This window comes from Micromonospora sp. NPDC048063 (genome assembly GCF_043202855.1).
In the GTDB taxonomy this organism is placed as follows: Bacteria; Actinomycetota; Actinomycetes; order Mycobacteriales; family Micromonosporaceae; genus Micromonospora.
On sequence record NZ_JBIDBG010000013.1, the window covers coordinates 89,047 to 106,845 of the forward strand.

At 75.1% G+C, this 17,799-nt stretch carries 14 protein-coding genes and 1 pseudogene; 6 read left to right on the forward strand and 9 right to left on the reverse strand.

Annotated features, from left to right (window positions below; translation table 11 throughout):
• Window positions 1-2: 2 nt before the first annotated feature.
• Entirely contained in the window at window positions 3-1,808 is a 1,806-nt protein-coding gene (locus ACGFZ2_RS26575) for an alpha/beta hydrolase (RefSeq protein ID WP_393457968.1), read from the forward strand.
• Between the two features lie 52 nt (window positions 1,809-1,860).
• Here ACGFZ2_RS26575 and ACGFZ2_RS26580 read toward each other — a convergent pair whose 3' ends face one another.
• The 9 genes and pseudogenes from ACGFZ2_RS26580 to ACGFZ2_RS26620 all read right to left on the reverse strand — a co-directional run bounded on the left by ACGFZ2_RS26580 (window position 1,861) and on the right by ACGFZ2_RS26620 (window position 13,362).
• Window positions 1,861-3,051, reverse strand: a complete 1,191-nt coding sequence (locus ACGFZ2_RS26580) for an acyl-CoA dehydrogenase family protein (protein WP_393268427.1) — start codon at window positions 3,049-3,051, stop codon at window positions 1,861-1,863.
• Window positions 3,052-3,068: 17 nt separating this feature from the next.
• On the reverse strand, window positions 3,069-5,126 hold the full coding sequence (locus tag ACGFZ2_RS26585; protein WP_393457971.1) for a biotin carboxylase N-terminal domain-containing protein: 2,058 nt from the start codon (window positions 5,124-5,126) through the stop codon (window positions 3,069-3,071).
• Window positions 5,127-5,137: 11 nt separating this feature from the next.
• Window positions 5,138-6,739: an acyl-CoA carboxylase subunit beta gene (locus ACGFZ2_RS26590; RefSeq protein WP_393457974.1), complete on the reverse strand. Its 1,602-nt coding sequence runs from the start codon at window positions 6,737-6,739 to the stop codon at window positions 5,138-5,140.
• A gap of 10 nt (window positions 6,740-6,749) precedes the next feature.
• Complete coding sequence (locus ACGFZ2_RS26595) at window positions 6,750-7,889, reverse strand: acyl-CoA dehydrogenase family protein (RefSeq protein ID WP_393457977.1); 1,140 nt, start codon at window positions 7,887-7,889, stop codon at window positions 6,750-6,752.
• Complete coding sequence (locus ACGFZ2_RS26600) at window positions 7,886-9,715, reverse strand: acyclic terpene utilization AtuA family protein (protein WP_393457980.1); 1,830 nt, start codon at window positions 9,713-9,715, stop codon at window positions 7,886-7,888. Before ACGFZ2_RS26600 ends, ACGFZ2_RS26595 begins: the two co-directional genes overlap by 4 nt.
• A gap of 65 nt (window positions 9,716-9,780) precedes the next feature.
• Window positions 9,781-10,566: pseudogene (locus ACGFZ2_RS26605) on the reverse strand (TIGR03084 family metal-binding protein); the annotation flags it as partial.
• 38 nt (window positions 10,567-10,604) lie between these two features.
• Window positions 10,605-11,210 carry a TetR/AcrR family transcriptional regulator gene (locus ACGFZ2_RS26610; RefSeq protein WP_393268417.1) on the reverse strand — a complete coding sequence of 202 codons (606 nt, stop codon included), beginning with the start codon at window positions 11,208-11,210 and terminating at the stop codon, window positions 10,605-10,607.
• Window positions 11,211-11,746: 536 nt separating this feature from the next.
• A complete protein-coding gene (locus ACGFZ2_RS26615) occupies window positions 11,747-12,490 on the reverse strand; it encodes a metallophosphoesterase family protein (protein ID WP_393457988.1) in 744 nt (247 codons plus the stop codon).
• A gap of 194 nt (window positions 12,491-12,684) precedes the next feature.
• Entirely contained in the window at window positions 12,685-13,362 is a 678-nt protein-coding gene (locus tag ACGFZ2_RS26620) for a Crp/Fnr family transcriptional regulator (protein ID WP_089003062.1), read from the reverse strand.
• Between the two features lie 215 nt (window positions 13,363-13,577).
• Here ACGFZ2_RS26620 and ACGFZ2_RS26625 point away from each other — a divergent pair, with 215 nt between their 5' ends.
• From ACGFZ2_RS26625 to ACGFZ2_RS26645, 5 genes are all read left to right on the forward strand, one after another.
• Complete coding sequence (locus ACGFZ2_RS26625; RefSeq protein WP_393268415.1) at window positions 13,578-14,240, forward strand: adenosylcobinamide amidohydrolase; 663 nt, start codon at window positions 13,578-13,580, stop codon at window positions 14,238-14,240.
• Window positions 14,241-14,296: 56 nt separating this feature from the next.
• Window positions 14,297-15,451, forward strand: a complete 1,155-nt coding sequence (locus ACGFZ2_RS26630) for a CapA family protein (protein ID WP_393457991.1) — start codon at window positions 14,297-14,299, stop codon at window positions 15,449-15,451.
• Between the two features lie 60 nt (window positions 15,452-15,511).
• Window positions 15,512-16,300, forward strand: coding sequence for an endonuclease III (gene nth / locus ACGFZ2_RS26635; RefSeq protein WP_393457994.1), 789 nt, complete (start codon window positions 15,512-15,514; stop codon window positions 16,298-16,300).
• 55 nt (window positions 16,301-16,355) lie between these two features.
• Window positions 16,356-16,982, forward strand: a complete 627-nt coding sequence (locus ACGFZ2_RS26640) for a TlpA family protein disulfide reductase (RefSeq protein WP_393457997.1) — start codon at window positions 16,356-16,358, stop codon at window positions 16,980-16,982.
• Window positions 16,983-17,073: 91 nt separating this feature from the next.
• Window positions 17,074-17,766 (forward strand): CoA pyrophosphatase, encoded by a 693-nt coding sequence (locus tag ACGFZ2_RS26645; protein WP_357696116.1) that lies wholly within the window; start codon window positions 17,074-17,076, stop codon window positions 17,764-17,766.
• The last annotated feature ends 33 nt before the right edge of the window (window positions 17,767-17,799 follow it).

Genomic DNA, 17,799 nt, shown 5'->3' on the forward strand with positions numbered 1-17,799 from the left:
ACATGCCACGACGAACCCGGTCCCTCGCCGCCGCCGGTATCGCCGGCGTCATCCTCGCCGGATCGGCGGTCGCGCCCGCCGCCGCCGCACCGTCCCCGACCGGCTGGGGTCGCCCGGCCACGTCCGACCGGACCAGCCCCGAGGAGGCACGCCGGGTCGACCGGGTGCCCACGCCCGACCTGGACTGGTACGCCTGCTACGACTACGCCGAGTGCGCCACCGTCCGGCTCCCGTTGGACTACGACCGGCCGAACGGCCCGACGACCGAGATCGCCGTGCTGCGGGTGAAGGCCCGCGACCAGCAGCGCAGGATCGGCAGCCTCTTCCTGAACCCGGGCGGGCCCGGCGGCTCCGGCACCGACGTCGCGCTCGCCGCGCCGTACTTCCTCGGTGACGAGGTGCTCGACCGGTTCGACATCGTCGGCGTGGATCCGCGCGGCGTCGGCGCGAGCCAGCAGGTCAGGTGCTTCCCGTCGGTCAAGGAGCAGACCCGGGCCTACGCCGGGCTCAACGTGGCGTTTCCGTGGACGCGGGCCGAGGAGAAGGCGTACGTCGCGTCGTCGAAGGCCGTCGGGAAGGGCTGCTCCAGCACGGGCCGGCCGCTGACCGGCGCGATGTCGACCGCCGAGGTCGCCCGGGACATGGACGTGCTGCGCCGCGCCGTCGGCGACCCGAAGCTGACCTACCTCGGCTTCAGCTACGGCAGCGCGCTCGGCCAGTACTACGCCAACATGTTCCCGGACCGGGTCCGTGCCCTGGCCATCGACGGCGTGCTCGACGCGGACGCCTGGGTCGGCCGGGGCAGGGCGCGCACGCTGTCGCAGGAGGACCGGCTGCGCAGCGCGCAGGGCGCGTACAAGGCGCTGCGGGAGATCCTGGTGCGCTGCGACAGGGCCGGCGCGGAGGTCTGCCCGCTGGCCCAGGGCGACCCGCTCGCGTCGTTCGAGCTGGTGGCGCAGCGGCTGCGGGCCAAGCCGCTGGTGATCGAGGATCCCGACCTGGGCCTCGTCCGCGTCAGCTACGCCGACTTCGTCTCCGCCACCCTGGGCGCGCTCTACAGCCCCGCCGGCTACGACCAGGTCGTCGGCCTCACCGCCGAGCTGCTGGTGCTCACCGACCCGGCGTCGGGCGCGACCGCCCGCCAGCAGGCGCGCGCCGACGTGGTCCGGCGCGCCGCCACGGCCCGCGAGCAGGCCCGCCGGTACGACTTCCCGTACGACAACGGGCTGGAGACGTTCCTCGGGGTGGACTGCACCGACGCCTACCACCCGGCGGACGCCGCCTCGTTCCCGGCGCTGGCGGCGAAGGCCGACAGGCGGGACCCGTACTTCGGGCGGCTGTGGACCTGGGGCAGCTCGCCCTGCGCCCGGCAGACGTGGACGGTGCGGGACGAGGACGCCTACCTGGGCCCGTTCAACCGGCGCACCGCCGCGCCGGTGCTGGTGGTCGGCAACTACTGGGACCCGTCGACCAACTACCGGGGCGCGGTCGGCGCGGCCAGGCTGTTGCCGAACAGCCGCCTGCTGAGCAGCGACAGCTGGGGGCACACCGCGTACGGGACCTCGGCCTGCGTGACCGGCGCGGTGGACGCCTACCTGGTCCGGGGCACGCTGCCGGCGAAGGGCACGGTCTGCACGGGCGACGTCCAGCCGTTCGCCGAGCCGCCCCAGAACCCGGGGGCGACGCGGCGGGCGGAGTCGTCGAAGAGTGCCCTCGCGGCCGCGGGCGCGCCGGGCCGGGGCGAGCCGAAGCGGCTCCCGCCGGTGGTCGCGCCGCTGCCGGCGGTCGGTTCGCTGACCATCCGCTGAGGACCCGGGGTACGGCGGGCGATCGGGCGCCCGCCGTACCCCGGCCCCACCGTCAGTACGACTTGTCCTGGCCGAGGACGTGCTGGGCGACGAAGTTGAGGATCATCTCCCGGCTGACCGGGGCGATTCGGCCGGCCCGCACCGCGCCGAGCAGCGTCGCCACCCCGTACTCGGTGGTCATGCCGGCCCCGCCGTGCACCTGGACGGCGGTGTCGACGGCCAGCGCCGCCGCCTCCCCGGCCGCGTACTTGGCCATGTTGCCGGCCACCCCGGCCTCCAGGTCCCGGCCGGCGTCGTAGAGGGTGGCCGCCTTGTAGATCATCAGCCGGGCCAGCTCGACCTGCACGGCCGCGTGCGCCAACGGGTGCGCGACGCCCTGGTGCGAGCCGATGCTCCGGCCGCCCCAGACCTTGCGGGCGGCGGTGTACTCCGAGGCCCGCTCGATGGCGTACCGGCCGGTGCCGGCGCCCATCGCGGCGACCGTGATCCGCTCCGGGTTGAGCCCGGCGAACAACGCCGGCAGGCCGGCGTCCAGGGACTCGCCGACCAGCGCGTCGGCGGGCACCCGCACGTCGTCGAGGTAGAGCAGGAACTGGTTCTCCGGGGACACGATCTCCATGTCCAGCTTGGACCGGGTCAGCCCCGGCGCGTCGGTCGGCACCATGAACAGCGCCGGTTTCAGTTTCTGCGGAGCCGCGTCCCCTGCGCCGGCTTGGCCGTCTTCGACAGCGACCCGCGCCACCACCAGCACGTACGACGCCTCGTCGACGCCGGAGACGTAGCACTTGCGGCCGGAGACCAACCAGTCGTCGCCGTCGCGGCGGGCCACCGTGCCCAGCCGGTGGAAGTTCGACCCGGCCTCCGGCTCGGTGATCGCGAAGACCACCTTCAGCGAGCCGTCGGCGAAGCCGGGCAGGTAGCGCCTGCGCTGCTCCTCGGTGCCGTGCCTGGCGATCACCGTGGCGGCGATGGCGGGGGAGACCACGAGCAGCAGCAGCGGGCAGCCGGCCGCCGCCAGCTCCTCGCAGACGATGGCCAGCTCGGTGATCCCGCCCCCGCCGCCGCCGTACCCGGTGGGCACGTTGACCCCCAGGTAGCCCAGCCGGCCGGCCTCGTCCCACAGCTCGGTGGTGTGCTGGCCGGCCTTGGCCCGGGTGACGAAGTAGTCGTGGCCGTACCGCCGGCCCAGCGCGCGGACCGCGTCGCGGAGCTGCTCCTGCTCGGGGGTGAGGTCGAAGTTCATCGCAGGGCCCTCCAGGATCACTCGGGGTCGACCACGGCCAGCACGGTGCCCGTGTCGACCTGCCCGCCGGCGGGCACCGGCAGCTCGGCGACCACACCGTCGGTCGGGGCGAGCACGGGATGTTCGAGCTTCATCGCCTCCAGGGTCAGCAGCAGGTCGCCGGCCGCCACCCGCTGGCCGACCTCGGCGTGCACCCGGGTCACCGCGCCGGGCAGCGGCGCGACCAGCGACCCGGCCGCCAGCTCCGTGGTGGGCTCCGGGAAGCGCGGCAGCTCGGCCAGGCCCGCCGCCCCGTCCGGGCCGTCCACGAAGACCGCCGACCCGGCCCGGCGTACGCGGTAGGCCCGCCGCACGCCGTCGACGTCGAGCACCACCCGGTCGGGGGCGGCCTCGACCAGGCTCACCACCGGCGTCGGCCCGTCTGCCGGGGCCGAACCGTTCGACGCCGGCCCGCCTGACGGGGCCGCTCCGTCCGGGGTCGGCCCACCGGCGCGGGCGGTGGAGCCGGTGCCCGGCGACACCGACCACTCGGCGAGGCCGCCCGAGCGGTCCAGGCGGTAGCGGACCTCGATCTCGCCGTCCGGGCTGGTGAAGCGGGTGAACTGCGGGAACGCCGGCACGTTGCGCCAGCCCGAGGGGAGCCCGGCCAGCACCGGAGCCGAGGCGCAGCGGGCGGCGGCCGAGGCGAGGGCCGCCGCCAGCGCGACCAGGGGGAGCTGATCGGCGGGCAGCAGCGGGGCGAAGACCTCGGGGTGCCGGTCCAGGAAACCGGTGTCGACGTCGACGGCGGCGAACTCCCGGCTGCGCAGGACACGGACCAGCAGGTCCCGGTTGGTGACCACCCCGTGCAACTCGGCGCGGGCCAGCACGCCGGCCAGCGCCCGGGCCGCCTCGGCGCGGGTGGGCGCCCAGGCGATCACCTTGGCGAGCATCGAGTCGTAGTGGACGCCCACCACGGAGCCGTCGACCACGCCCGAGTCCAGCCGCAGGCCCGGCCCGGCCAGCGGCCCGAACTCGGCCGCCACGCCGGGCAGGGCGAGCCGGTGCAGGGTGCCGGTCGCCGGCCGGTACCCCTGTGCGGGGTCCTCGGCGCAGAGGCGTACCTCGATCGCGTGGCCCTGTGCCGGCGGGGTCGCCGCCACCGGCAGCGGCTCGCCCTCGGCGACGAGCAGTTGCAGCCGGACCAGGTCCAGGCCGGTGGTCAGCTCGGTGACCGGGTGCTCGACCTGGAGGCGGGTGTTCATCTCCAGGAAGTAGATCTCCCCGTCGGGCTCGAGCAGGAACTCGACCGTGCCGGCGCCGACGTAGTCGACCGCCCGGCCGGCGGCCGTCGCCGCCTCGTGCAGCCGCTGCCGCACCTCGGCGGGAACGACTCCGGGGGCCTCCTCGACGATCTTCTGGTGGCGGCGCTGGATCGAGCAGTCCCGCACGCCGAGGGCGACCACCGTTCCGTGCGTGTCGCCGAAGATCTGCACCTCGACGTGCCGGCCCCGCTCGACGTACCGCTCGACGAAGACCGTGCCGTCGCCGAACGCCGCCGCCGCCTCGCGGCGCGCGGAGGCGACGGCCTCGGCCAGCGCGGCGGGGTCGCGGACGACGCGCATGCCGCGCCCGCCGCCGCCGGCCGACGCCTTGACCAGTACCGGGAAGTCCGCGATCTCGTCGGCGTCGGTCCAGGTCGGCAGCATCGGCACGCCCGCCTCGGCGAGCAGGGCCTTGGCCGCCACCTTGTCGCCCATGGCGGCGATCGCCTTGGCCGGCGGACCGACCCAGGTCAGCCCCGCGTCGGTCACCGCCGTGGCGAACCCGGCACTCTCGGCGAGGAAGCCGTAGCCGGGGTGGACCGCGTCCGCACCGGCCTTCCGGGCCGCGTCGAGGATCAGGTCCGTCCGCAGGTACGTCTCGGCGGGCGTGTTCCCGGGCAGCCGGACGGCGTGGTCGGCCTCGGCGACGAACGGCGCGTCGGCGTCGGCGTCGGCGTGCACGGCCACCGTCCCGATGCCGAGCGCCCGGCAGGTGGCGAAGACCCGGCGGGCGATCTCGCCCCGGTTGGCCACGAGGAGTCGGGTGATCATGAGCGCGCTCCCTACATCCGGAAGACGCCGAAGCCGTCGGCGCCCCGCACCGGTGCGTTGTGGATCGCCGACAGGCAGAGCCCGAGGACGGTACGGGTGTCCCGGGGGTCGATCACCCCGTCGTCGTAGAGCCGGCCGGAGAGGAAGAGCGCGCCGGACTGGGACTCGATCTGCTGCTCGACCATCATCCGCATCGCGGCGTCGGACTCCTCGTCGTAGTCCCGGCCCCGGGCGGCGGCGGCCTGCCGGGCCACGATGGACAGCACGCCGGCGAGCTGCGCCGGACCCATCACGGCCGACCTGGCGTTCGGCCAGGTGAACAGGAACCGTGGCTCGTACGCCCGGCCGCACATGCCGTAGTTGCCGGCGCCGTAGGAGGCGCCGAGGTTCACCGTCAGGTGCGGCACGGTCGAGTTCGACACCGCGTTGATCATCAGGGCGCCATGCTTGATGATGCCGCGCTGCTCGTACTCGGTGCCCACCATGTAGCCGGTGGTGTTCTGGAGGAAGACCAGCGGGGTGTCGGCGGCGTTGGCGAGCTGGATGAACTGCGCCGCCTTCTGCGCCTCCTCGCTGAACAGCACGCCCCGCGCGTTGGCCAGCACCCCGACCGGCCACCCGTGCAGCTCGCCCCAGCCTGTGACCAGGGCGGTGCCGTAGTTGGGTTTGAACTCGTCGAAGGCGCTGTCGTCGAGCACCCGGGCCAGCACCTCGCGCGGGTCGAACGGCACCTTCAGGTCGGCGCTGGCGATGCCGAGCAGCTCCTCCGGGTCGTACCTCGGGGGCGGCGGGAACGGGTTGCGCGGCGGTGACCCCTGCTTGCGCCAGTTGAGCCGGCGTACGCACTGCCGGGCCAGCCGGATGCCGTCCCGCTCGTCGGCGGCGAGGAAGTCGGCCAGGCCGGACGTGCTGGCGTGCATGGCCGCCCCGCCGAGGGACTCGTCGTCGGTGACCTCGCCGGTGGCCATCTTCACCAGCGGCGGCCCGGCCAGGTAGACCTGCGACCGGTCCCGGATCATGATCACGTGGTCGGACATCCCCGGGACGTACGCGCCCCCGGCGGTGGCGTTGCCGAAGACCACGCTGACCGTGGGGATCTTCGCCGCCGAGAGCCGGGTCAGGTCGCGGAACACCCGGCCGCCCGGGATGAAGATCTCCGCCTGGGTGGGCAGGTCGGCGCCGGCCGACTCGACCAGGTTCACCATCGGCAGCCGGTTGGCCAGGGCGATCTCGCCGGCCCGGCGGGTCTTGGCCAGCGACCACGGGTTCACCGCGCCGCCGCGTACCGTCGGGTCGTTCGCGACGACGAGGCACTCGACGCCCTCGACCACCCCGATGCCGGTCACCACGCTCGCCCCGACGGGGAAGTCGGTGCCGTACGCCGCCACCGGGGACAGCTCCAGGAACGGGCTGTCCCGGTCGAGCAGCAGCTCGATCCGCTCCCGGGGCAGCAGCTTGCCCCGCCGGTGGTGGCGGGTCACGTACTTCTCCCCGCCGCCGGCCCGGGCCTGGTCGAGAGCGGCCTCCAGCTCGGCGAGGCGCTCCAGCAGGGCCGCCCGGTTGGCCCGGTAGTCGGGCGAGGACGGGTCGACCGCGCTCCGCAGCGTCGTCACAGAGCCTCCCTCACAGGCCCATGCCCTTCGCGATGATCTCGTTCATGATCTCGGTGGTGCCGCCGCCGATGCCGAGGATCCGCGAGTCCCGGTAGTGCCGCTCCACCTCGGCGTCGCGCAGGTAGCCGTAGCCGCCGTGCAGCTGGAGCGCCTGGTCGACCACCTCGGCGCAGGCCGCCACGGCGACGTTCTTCGCCATCGCCACCTCGGTCACCACCGGCTCGCCGGCCGCCACCCGCGCCGCCACCTGGTGCACGTACGCCCGCGCCGCCTCGCTGCGGGTGTGCATCTCGGCCAGCCGGTGCCGGACGAGCTGCCGGCTCGCCAGGGGACGGCCGAACGTGGACCGGTCCCGGCACCAGCGGGCGGCCAGCTCGACGCAGCGCTGCGCGGTCGCGTACGCCTGGGTCGCCAGCGACAGCCGCTCGCTGGCGAAGTTCTGCATGATCGCCAGGAAGGCGGTGTCCTCGGGGCCGATCCGGTTGGCGACCGGCACCCGCACGTCCACGAAGGACAACTCGGCCGTGTCCGAGCAGTGCCAGCCCAGCTTCTCCAGCCGCCGGCCCACGGTGAAGCCCGGGGTGCCCTTCTCGATCACCAGCAGGCTGAGCGACCCGGATCCGGGGAAGTCGGTGCAGACGGCGGTGGTCACGAAGTCGGAGCGGACCCCGCTGGTGATGTAGGTCTTCGACCCGCTGACCACGTAGTGGTCGCCGTCCCGCCGTGCGCAGGTGCGGACGGCCGCCACGTCCGAGCCGCCGTCCGGCTCGGTGATCGCCAGCGCGCCGATCATCGTCCCGGCCAGCGTCGGCCGGACGTACCGGTCGATCAGCTCGCCGTCACCGGAGGCCACCATGTGCGGCAGCGCGATGCCGTGGGTGAACAGCGCGGCGATCAGCCCGGACGAGCCGCCGGAGCGGATCACCTCCTCGGTGACGATGATCGAGTCGAGCAGGTCGCCGCCGCTGCCGCCGACCGCCTCCGGGAAACCGACGCCGAGCAGGCCGATCTTCGCGGCCGTCTCGTGCAGCGAGCGGGGCACCTCGCCGGCCCGCTCCCAGTCGTCGAGGTGCGGCAGCACCTCCCGCGTGACGAAGGCCCTGGTCAGCTCCCGGAGCTGCCGCCGTTCCGGGGTGTCGACGATGGTCACGGCTCCTCCTGGGTGGTGGTCGTGCCGGCCGCCCCGGGCGCGAGGTCCGCCGGCAGGTCGACGACCCGGGAGCGGATCAGCTCGCCGAGCGCCTTGGCCTGCGGGTCGAACCGGGTGGAGGCGGCCACCCCCTGCCCGAGCAGCCCCCGGACGACGAAGTTGACCGCCCGCAGGTTCGGCAGCTCGTACCGCTCCACGGCCAGCGGGGCGGTCTCCGGCAGCAGCTCGCGCAGGCGGGCCTCGGTGAGCCAGCCGCGCAGCCACGACCACGTCGCGTCGGTGCGGGCCCAGACGCCGAGGTTGGCGTCGCCGCCCTTGTCGCCGGAGCGGGCCCCGACCAACTCGCCGAGCGGCGCGCGCCGGGCCGGTCGGTCGGCGGGCGCGACGGGCCGCCCCGGGCCGGCCCCGCGTCGGTCACCGGCCGCTGCCGGGTCGGCCGACAGGGGCGGGGGTGAGGTGCGGCTGGGTCGTTCCGGGTCGACGGCGGGCGGGCCGGCGTTCATGTGGTCGGCGACGGGCGCCGGCCCGTCGGGCGCGCCGACGGTGCGGGGCGGCGGCGGGACGGGCAGCCGCTCCCCGGAGGGCAGCACCGCGACGTGCGGCACCGCGTCCTGCGGCACGGTGTCGGCGGTGAACACCCCGTAGGGCGTCGCGTCGCCGGGCAGCGTCGTCAGCGTGCAGCCCGGGTAGGAGGCCAGGGCCAGTTCCACCGCGGCCGCCGAGAAGGCCCGCCCGGCCCGCGCCCTGTCGCCGTCCCGCAGGTGTACGTGCAGCAGCGCGCTGGCCGCCTCGGTGTCGGTGGCGTCGGGGTGGTCGGTGCGGGCCAGGGTGAACTCCAGCCCCTCCGTGCCGACCGCCTCCTCGATCTGGCCCCGGACCAGGGCCGCCTTGGCGGGGATGTCGAGCCCGCAGAGGACGAAGGTCATCGAGTTGCGGAAGCCGCCGAGGTTGTTGACGCCCACCTTCAGGGTGTCCGGCGGTGGGGCGCCCCGGACGCCGCTCACCCGCACCCGGTCCGGCCCGGCGGCGCTCAGCTCGACCGTGTCGAGCCGGGCCACGACGTCCGGCCCGAGGTAGGCCGGCCCGCCGACCTCGTACAGCAGTTGGGCGGTGACGGTCTCCACGGTGACGGCGCCGCCGGTGCCGGGGTGCTTGGTGATCACGCAGGAGCCGTCCGGGTGCAGCTCCGCGATCGGGAAGCCGGGGCGGTGCCCGCCGTCGGGCAGCTCGGTGAAGAAGCTGTAGTTCCCCCCGGTCACCTGCGCCCCGCACTCGACGAGGTGGCCGGCGACGGTCGCCCCGGCCAGCGCGTCCAGGTCGTCGCGCCCCCAGCCGAACCGGGCGATGGCCGGCCCGACCACCAGGGACGCGTCGGTGACCCGGCCCGTGACCACCACGTCGGCCCCGCCGTCCAGGCAGGTGGCGATGCCGTACGCCCCGAGGTAGGCGTTGGCCGTCAGCGCGTCCGGGCGCGGGAGGGCGTCGCCCTCGACGTGGCCGACGCGCACGGTCAGGCCGAGCCGGTCGGCGAGCGACCCGATCGCGGCGGCCAGGCCGGCCGGGTTCAGCCCGCCGGCGTTGGTGACGATCCGCACGCCCCGGTCCAGGGCGGTGCCGAGGCACCCCTCGAGTTGGCGGAGGAAGGTCTTCGCGTAGCCGAGGGACGGGTCGCGCAGCCGGTCGCGGCCGAGGATCAGCATGGTCAGTTCGGCCAGGTAGTCGCCGGTCAGTACGTCGAGTTCGCCGCCGTCGAGCATCTCCCGCCACGCGCTGAACCGGTCCCCGTAGAAGCCGGAGGCGTTGCCGACGCGTAGCACTCCGCTCATGCCGGCACCACCGCCGTGCCCGTGCCCGTGCCGGCCGGCGCGCCCGCGTCGGTGCCGGTCGCGTCGGTTCCCTCGGCCTGTGGCGGGCGGCCGGGGCCGGGCGGGCCGGCGAAGGCCTGCGCGACGTCCAGCCACTCGTCGGCGACCGGACCGGTCGCCGCCAGGGCCAGGTCGGCGCGGTGCCGGCGCTGGGTGACCAGCAGGCAGAAGTCGAGCGCCGGGCCGGTCACCCGGTCGGCGGCCCCGGCCGGCCCGTACGTCCAGGTGCCGCCGTCGGGCGCGGTCAGCTCGATCCGCACCGGCGCTGCCGGCACCGGCCGGCCGTGGGCGGCGAAGCTGTGGCCGAGGGTGCGGAAGCCGAGGTGCGCGACGTGCCGCAGCCGGGCCGTGGCGGGACGGACGACGCCGAGCGCGTCCGCCACGTCAGCACCGTGCGCCCACGTCTCCATGATCCGGGCGGTGGCCATCGAGGCGGGCGACATCCGGGTGCCGAACCAGGGCAGCTTCCCGCCCGCCGGCACCCCGGCCAGTGCGGCGGCGAGCGCGGCCCGGCCGGCACGCCAGCGGGGCAGCAGCTCGGTCGGCGGGGCGAGGAACTCCTCCGCGCCGGCATCGACGAGCCGCGCCGGGTCGGGAGCGGCGGCCACGGACGCGAAGAACGCCTCGGGGTCGGTGGCGGCGAGCAGCGCCACCTGGTCGGTCCAGGCGAGATGGGCGATCTGATGGCCGATGCTCCAGCCGGGTGCCGGGGTGGGCCGCTCCCAGTCGCCTGGTGACAGGCCGTCCACCAGGCCGTCCAGCTGCTCGGCCTCGTCGGCCAGCTCCGCGAGCAGGTCCTTCAGGTCGACCATGGTGCCTCCGGTGCGGGACGGGCCGGTCAGGGCGGCGGTCAGGGCGTGAGCAGGGCGGCGAGCTGGCGCTTCCAGGTGTGCAACAGGGCGGTGCGGCGGGACGAGTCGTCGCTGAGCAGGTTGGCCACGCCCAGCCCGCGGAGCAGGTCCAGGGTCGCCTGCACCGCCTCCCGTACGCCCGGGCGGCGCTCGTCCACGTCGAGCAGCGCGACGGTGAGTCGGTGCATCTCGCGGCCGACTCGGGCCTCCAGCGGCAGCAGGGCCTCGCGCAGCTCCCGGTCGGTGCGCGCGGCGACCCACAGTTCGAGGGCGGCGACGAAGAGCGGGCCGGTGAAGGCCGCCCCGAGCAGGTCGATCACCCGGTCGAGGCGCTGCGGGCCGGGCGGCAGCGCCTCGGCTTCGCTGCGCAGCTCCTCGGCCCGGCGTTCGGTGAGGTGCGCGACGGCGGCGGTGACCAGCGCGGCCTTGGTGGGGTAGTGGTGGAGCTGGGCGCCGCGCGAGACGCCGGCGCGGGCCGCCACGACGGTGGTGGTGGTGCCGGCCCAGCCGTGCTCAACCAGGCACTCGACGGTCGCCTCCAGCAGCCGGGCCTGGGTGGCGCGGCTGCGCTCCTGTTGAGGGACGCGGGTCGATGCGGCGGGCACGGGGACAGCGTGCCGCCACCGAAACAAACAGTCAAGACTGACTTTTTCTGTGCGGCTGGCGGCTGGCGGCTGGCGGCCGGTGGCTGGCGGCCGGTGGCGGGCCGGTACTCGCCGGCCGGCCGGCTGGGACCGCCGCCAGGGTCTGGCCTGTCCGGCAGCTCTCGGAGCCGGGCCGACCCTGACGAGGACCAGTCCTCCGGACGCTGTCGAGCTGCCCCCACGGATGGGGCACGGCCCGCTGCCGCTGCTGTCAGCCCGCCGGCCCGCTGGCCCGCTGGCCCGCTGGCCCGCTGGCCCGCTGGCCGCTGCCCTGCTGGCCTGCTGGCCCGCTGGCCGCTGCCCTGCTGGCCTGCTGGCCGCTGGCCCGCTGTGCCGTTGGTCGCATGGATGGGGCAACTCGACAGGGAGCGACGAGGAATCCCGCAGGTCTGCGCCCGAACGTCGCGGCGCCGGGTAACTGGTACAAGGGCAAACCTGACCGACGGCGTGCCCCTGCCGGCCCGTCGGCCATGCGGCGGGTCGACGGGCCGGACTGCTCAGCGGCCGTCGCGGGGGGCGAACACCGCGAGCGCGTCGGCGTCGCTGTGGCGGGAGCGCAGGTACTCGTCCGCCCACTCGGCGGCGTCGGGGAAGGCCGACTCGGCGGCCACCCGGGCGCAGGCGGCGTCCACGTCGAAACGGGTGCGGCGCAGGTGCACCCCGGGCCCGAGCAGCGCCCAGAAGGCGCCGGGGCCGCCGTAGGGCATCCCGATGCTGCCCGGGTTGACGATCAGCCGCCGGTCGGCCAGCCGGGTGAACGGCATGTGGGTGTGTCCGCAGACCACCGTCCCCACCTCGGTCGGCACCCCGGCGAGCACCTCCGCCCAGCGCTCCATCCGGGAGTCGACGAGCACGACCTCCTCGTCGTCGCGGGGCGTGGCGTGGCAGAAGAGCACCGGACCCAGGCCGGCGACCTCCAGGGTCACCGTCAGCGGCAACGCCGCCAGCCGGGCGAGGTGGTCGGCACGGAGCTGCTCGGCGGCCCAGTTCGAGACGTCGACCGGCGACTTGCGGCCCGCGCGCGCCTCGACCAGCTCGCGGTCGGCGTTGCCGCGCACCCAGCAGACCCGGTCGCCGAGGCCGGCGAGCAGGTCGAGCACCTCGACCGGCTGTGGTCCGGCGGCGATGTCGCCGGTGAGCACGATCAGGTCGGCGGCGGCGACGTCCGGCTCGGCCAGCACGGCCTCCAGCGCGGGCAGCACCCCGTGGATGTCGGAGAGGACGGCGACCCGGTCCAGCATCGCTCCACCATGCCCACCGACCCGGCCGGAGTCCAGCGATTCTGCCACCGGCAGACCGGCAGACCGGCAGTTGGGCAGACCGGCAGTCGGGAGCTCCGGTGGCTGCGGGCCCGAACGCGAACCGGCCCGGCCGCGGGCGTGCGGTCCGGACCGGTGTTGCCGAGGCGGCCGGGGTGGACCCGGCCCCGGCGGCGTCAGACGCGGGCGCGGCGGGCCAGGCGCTCCGGGTCGAGGATGATGATGCTCTTGCCGTCCAGGCGCAGCCACCCGCGCGAGGCGAAGTCGGCCAGCGCCTTGTTGACGGTCTCCCGGGAGGCGCCGACGAGCTGGGCGATCTCCTCCTGGGTGAGGTCGTGGGTCACCCGGAGCACGCCGCCGTCGCGGGTGCCGAAGCGGCCGGCCATCTGGAGCAGGTTCTTGGCGACGCGACCGGGCACGTCGGTGAAGATCAGGTCGGCCAGCGAGTCGTTCGTCCGCCGCAGCCGGCGGGCGAGCACCCGGAGCAGCTGCTCGGCGATCTCCGGCCGGTTGTTCAGCCACGGGCGCAGGGCCTGCTTGCGCAGCCGCACCAGCCGGGTGTCGGTGACCGCGGTGGCCGTCGCCGTACGCGGGCCGGGGTCGAAGAGCGACAGCTCGCCCACCATGTCCGACGGGCCCATCACGGCGATCAGGTTCTGCCGGCCGTCGGCCGCCCGGCGACCCACCTTGATCTTGCCGGACAGCAGGATGTAGAGACTGTCGCCGGGCTCGCCCTCGTTGAAGACGATCTCGCCCTTGCGGACCTCGAGCGTCTCCATCTCCTTGGCGAGCGCCTCGGCAGCCTCCGGGTCGACGCCCTGGAAGATCCCGCTGCGGGCCAGTACCTCGTCCATCGCGCACCTCCACCTGCGCGTGCCGTCCGTCGGCCGGGTCCGCCGTCCGCTGATCCCTCGCGCGTGGCCAGTCTAGGCGCACGTGAGCTGGAATCAGAGGTGCACCCCTGGAATCTTGATCGTTGGGCGTAACCCGCCCGACGTGATCAAGCAGTAAGATCGCGCGCCGTCCGGGCGCCGGCGGGCCGGCGGGTGCCGGGTCGTAGGGTCACCGCGTGCTGAGCGAACCCGTGCTGACCGCCCGTCGGGAGGACGGTCGGGACGTCCCGCTGCTGGTCTGGCGCGCCGACCGCCCGCTGCGCGCGGTGAGTTCCGCGCCGCTGGGCGGCGGGATCGGCGTCCGGCGCTGGGTCGTCAACGCGACCGTACCCATGTCGTACGACCGGGACGACCCGGCCGACCACCTGGCCGGACTGGCCGGCGGGCTCGACCTCGACGGGCCCGGGGTGGGCCTGCTGACCGGGGTGGACGTCGCCGAGGTGGTCGCCCGGACGGACACCGGGGTGCGGGTCTGGGCCACCGTCGGCCTGGGCACCCCGGTCTGGGCGGCCGAGCCCGCCCCGGCGGCGCCCGGCCAGCGGGTCGGCACGGTCAACATCGTGGTGTACGTCCCGGCCCGGCTCGGCGACGCCGCCCTGGTCAACGCGGTGGCGACCGCCACCGAGGCGAAGGCGCAGGCGATCGCGGAGCTGGGCGTGCCCGGCACCGGCACCCCCACCGACGCCGTCACCGTGCTCTGCCCGCTCGACGGCCCGGAGTCGGCGTACGGCGGACCGCGCTCCACCTGGGGCGCCCCGCTGGCCCGGGCCGTGCACGCCGCCGTGACGGCCGGCGGGGCGGGCACCGTGGTCCCGTGGTCCGATCGGCCGACTGGCTGAACATCCGTCCGATCGGGTCTCGTCCCGGCGTTGCATACCCGATAGGGTCGCGCTCGATGTACTCTGCCGCCTCCCCTCCGCCCCGCCGGGTCGCGCTCGCCCTGGGCGCGCTGCTCACCGTCCTGCTCGCCGCCGGCTGCGGCCAGCCCGGGTCCGGGGGCGACCCCGTCTGGCAGCCCGGCGCGGGTGCCGGCGGCACCGGCGCCCCGGTCCGCTCCAGCCAGCCCGCACAGCCCGCAGAGCAGGCGATCTCGCTCTCCGCGACCGGCGACATCATCATGGGCAACGCGCCGAACCGGCTGCCCGCCAACGGTGGCAAGGGCTTCTTCGACTCCGTCGAGAAGGCGCTCGCCGCCGACCTGGTGATGGGCAACCTGGAGGAGCCGCTCACCGTCGACACCGGCACCGGCAAGTGCGGCCCGAATTCGACCCGCTGCTTCCAGTTCCGGGCCCCGCCGGACTACGCGGCCCACCTGCGCGACGCCGGCTTCGACCTGCTCAACCAGGCCAACAACCACGGCTACGACTTCGGCCCGAAGGGCTACGAGAACACCCAGAAGGCGCTGGAGAAGCACGACCTCGCGCACACCGGGGCGCCCGACCAGATCACCGTGGTCGACGTCAAGGGGGTCAAGGTCGCGGTCGCCGGCTTCTCGTCGTACGTCTGGTCCAACAGCCTCGTCGACATCGCCGAGGCGAAGCGGGTGATCGCCAAGGCGGCCGGTCAGGCCGACGTGGTCGTGGTGCAGGTGCACATGGGCGGCGAGGGGGCCGACAAGACCCGGGTGCGGCCGGGCACCGAGATGTTCCTCGGCGAGAACCGGGGCGACCCCGTCAAGTTCTCCAAGGCGATGATCGACGCCGGGGCGGACCTGATCGTCGGGCACGGCCCGCACGTGCTGCGCGGCATGGAGTTCTACAAGGGCCGGCTGATCGCGTACAGCCTGGGCAACTTCGCCGGCGGGGGCAACTCGCTGAGCAACGCCGGCCGGCTCGGCTGGGGCGGGGTGCTCAAGGTGTCGCTGAAGCCGGACGGCAGCTGGGCCGGGGGCTCGTTCGTCTCGACGTACATGAACTCCGCCGGCAAGCCGACGATGGACGGCGACGACCGCGGCCTGGGCCTCGTGAAGCAGCTCACCCGCAGCGACTTCCCGGAGACCGGCGCCCGGTTCGACGACTCCGGGGCGATCAGCCCGCCGCAGGGCGGCTGACCGGGCGGCGCGGCGCGTGGCCCCGGCGTCCGGTCACTCCGGCGACGTAGGCTGGCCGGCGTGACCACCAGCTCCTCCGGCTCCACCGAGACCGACCTCGGGCGTACGCGCCGCGCCCGGCGGATCGGCCGGGCGCTGACCGAGACCCACCCCGACGCGCACTGTGAACTCGACCACTCCAGCCCCCTGGAGCTGGCCGTCGCGACGATCCTCTCCGCGCAGTGCACGGACAAGAAGGTCAACGAGGTCACCCCGAAGCTCTTCGCCCGTTACCCGACCGCCGCCGACTACGCCGGGGCGGACCGGACGGAGATGGAGGAGCTGATCCGGCCCACCGGCTTCTACCGCAACAAGACGGACTCTCTGATCAAGCTCGGTCAGGCCCTCGTCGAGCGGTACGACGGCCGGGTCCCCGGCAAGCTCGTCGACCTGGTGACGCTGCCCGGCATCGGCCGCAAGACCGCCAACGTCATCCTCGGCAACGCCTTCGGTGTGCCCGGGATCACCGTCGACACCCACTTCGGGCGGCTGGTGCAGCGCTGGCGGCTGACCGCCGAGACCGACCCGGTGAAGATCGAGCACGCGATCGGGGCGCTCTTCCCCCGGCGGGACTGGACGATGCTGTCGCACCGGGTGATCTTCCACGGCCGGCGGGTCTGCCACGCCCGCAAGCCGGCCTGCGGCGCGTGCACGCTGACGAAGCTCTGCCCGTCGTACGGCACCGGGCCGACGGAGCCGGCGGCGGCCGCGCGGCTGCTCAAGGGCCCCCGCGCCCGGGACCTGGCGGTGGCCGCCGGGGTCGACCCGGAGCTGGTGCCCGTCCAGGCCGTCGTGGCGGAGGCACCGTGAGTGCGAGGAGTGAGCCGGTGTTGCGAGCCCCGCAGTCGCGAACCACGGTGAACCGATGAACCGCCGACTCGCCGCCCTGCTCGTACCCGTGCTGCTGGCCGTGGGCGGGTGCACCGCCGGCAACGGCACCGAGGAGGAGAGCGGCCCGACCGGCCGGCAGGAGGCCGCCGCGAACCGGCCGTCGCCGTTCCAGGACTGCTCGGCGCTCGGCAGCCCGCCCGCGTCCGGCGCCCCGGCGTCGGCGTCTGGGGGCGCGGGGCAGGCACTGCCCGACCTGACCCTGGACTGCTTCACCGGCGGCGCGCCGGTCGCCCTCCGGGAGCTGCGCGGCCCGGCCGTGGTCAACGTCTGGGCCTCCTGGTGCCCGCCCTGCCGCGACGAGCTGCCCGCCTTCCAGCGGCTCAGCGACCGGGCCGCCGGCCAGCTCCGGGTGATCGGGGTGAACAGCGGGGACAGCCGCGAGGGCGCCCAGGCCATCGGCGAGGACTTCGGGGTCCGTTTCCCGGTGCTGGTCGACCGGGGCGAGCGGCTGAAGCAGGAGCTGCGGCGCAAGGCCATCCCCCTGACCGTCTTCGTCGACGGGCAGGGCAACGTCCGGCACGTCGACTCCTCCGGCACGCTCGACGACGCCCGCCTGGCGGAACTGGTCCGGCAGCACCTCGGCCTGGCGGTGTCGGCGTGAGCCGCGGGCGGGCAGGTGTCGGCGTGAGCCGCCGGTGGGCAGGTGCGGGCGTGCGTCGCCGGTGGGCGCGGTGGGGCGCGGAGGTGTCGGCGTGAGCCGACAGCCGCCGGGCTGGCTCGACCCGCTGCTCGCCCGGCTGGGCAGCGCGCGCAGCGAGGACTTCACCAGGCTGGCCACCCCGGAGACCGGCGGGCGGGAGAGCGCCGTGCTGGTGCTGCTCGGCGAGGAGCCCGGCGCCGGCCCGGACGTGCTGATCCTCCAGCGGGCGGCCACCCTGCGCAACCACGCCGGCCAGCCGGCCTTCCCCGGCGGCGCGGCCGACCCGGAGGACGCGGACGCCCCGGCGACCGCGCTGCGCGAGGCCAACGAGGAGGTCGGCCTCGACCCGGCCAGCGTCACCGTCCTGGCCGAGCTGCCGAAGCTCTGGATCCCGGTCAGCGACTTCGTGGTCACCCCCGTGCTCGCCTGGTGGCACGCCCCGCACCCGGTGCACCCCCGGGAGCCGGCCGAGGTGGCGCACGTGGCCCGGCTGCCGGTCAGCGAGCTGGTCGACCCGGAGAACCGGATGCGCGTACGCCACCCGAGCGGCTGGATCGGCCCGGCGTTCTCGGCGCGCGGGATGCTCGTCTGGGGCTTCACCGCCGGGGTCCTGGCCGCCCTGCTGGAGATGGGTGGCTGGGCCCGCCCGTGGCCGCGCGACCGGGTCGTCGACCTGCCGCCGACCGGGGCCACCCCGGCGCCCTCGGCCGGCACGGACGCGGTGGACGAGACTCCGGTGCGCTGAACGGACGGTCACCTTCCGCACGCGATGGTCATT

Excerpts from the sequence above, each read along its gene's own strand:
- ACGFZ2_RS26575 (WP_393457968.1), top strand. The coding sequence starts at position 3 with ATGCCACGACGAACCCGGTCCCTCGCCGCCGCCGGTATCGCCGGCGTC.
- ACGFZ2_RS26580 (WP_393268427.1), bottom strand. The coding sequence starts at position 3,051 with ATGAACTTCGACCTCACCCCCGAGCAGGAGCAGCTCCGCGACGCGGTC.
- ACGFZ2_RS26585 (WP_393457971.1), bottom strand. The coding sequence starts at position 5,126 with ATGATCACCCGACTCCTCGTGGCCAACCGGGGCGAGATCGCCCGCCGG.
- ACGFZ2_RS26600 (WP_393457980.1), bottom strand. The coding sequence starts at position 9,715 with ATGAGCGGAGTGCTACGCGTCGGCAACGCCTCCGGCTTCTACGGGGAC.
- ACGFZ2_RS26615 (WP_393457988.1), bottom strand. The coding sequence starts at position 12,490 with ATGCTGGACCGGGTCGCCGTCCTCTCCGACATCCACGGGGTGCTGCCC.
- ACGFZ2_RS26620 (WP_089003062.1), bottom strand. The coding sequence starts at position 13,362 with ATGGACGAGGTACTGGCCCGCAGCGGGATCTTCCAGGGCGTCGACCCG.
- ACGFZ2_RS26630 (WP_393457991.1), top strand. The coding sequence starts at position 14,297 with ATGTACTCTGCCGCCTCCCCTCCGCCCCGCCGGGTCGCGCTCGCCCTG.
- ACGFZ2_RS26640 (WP_393457997.1), top strand. The coding sequence starts at position 16,356 with ATGAACCGCCGACTCGCCGCCCTGCTCGTACCCGTGCTGCTGGCCGTG.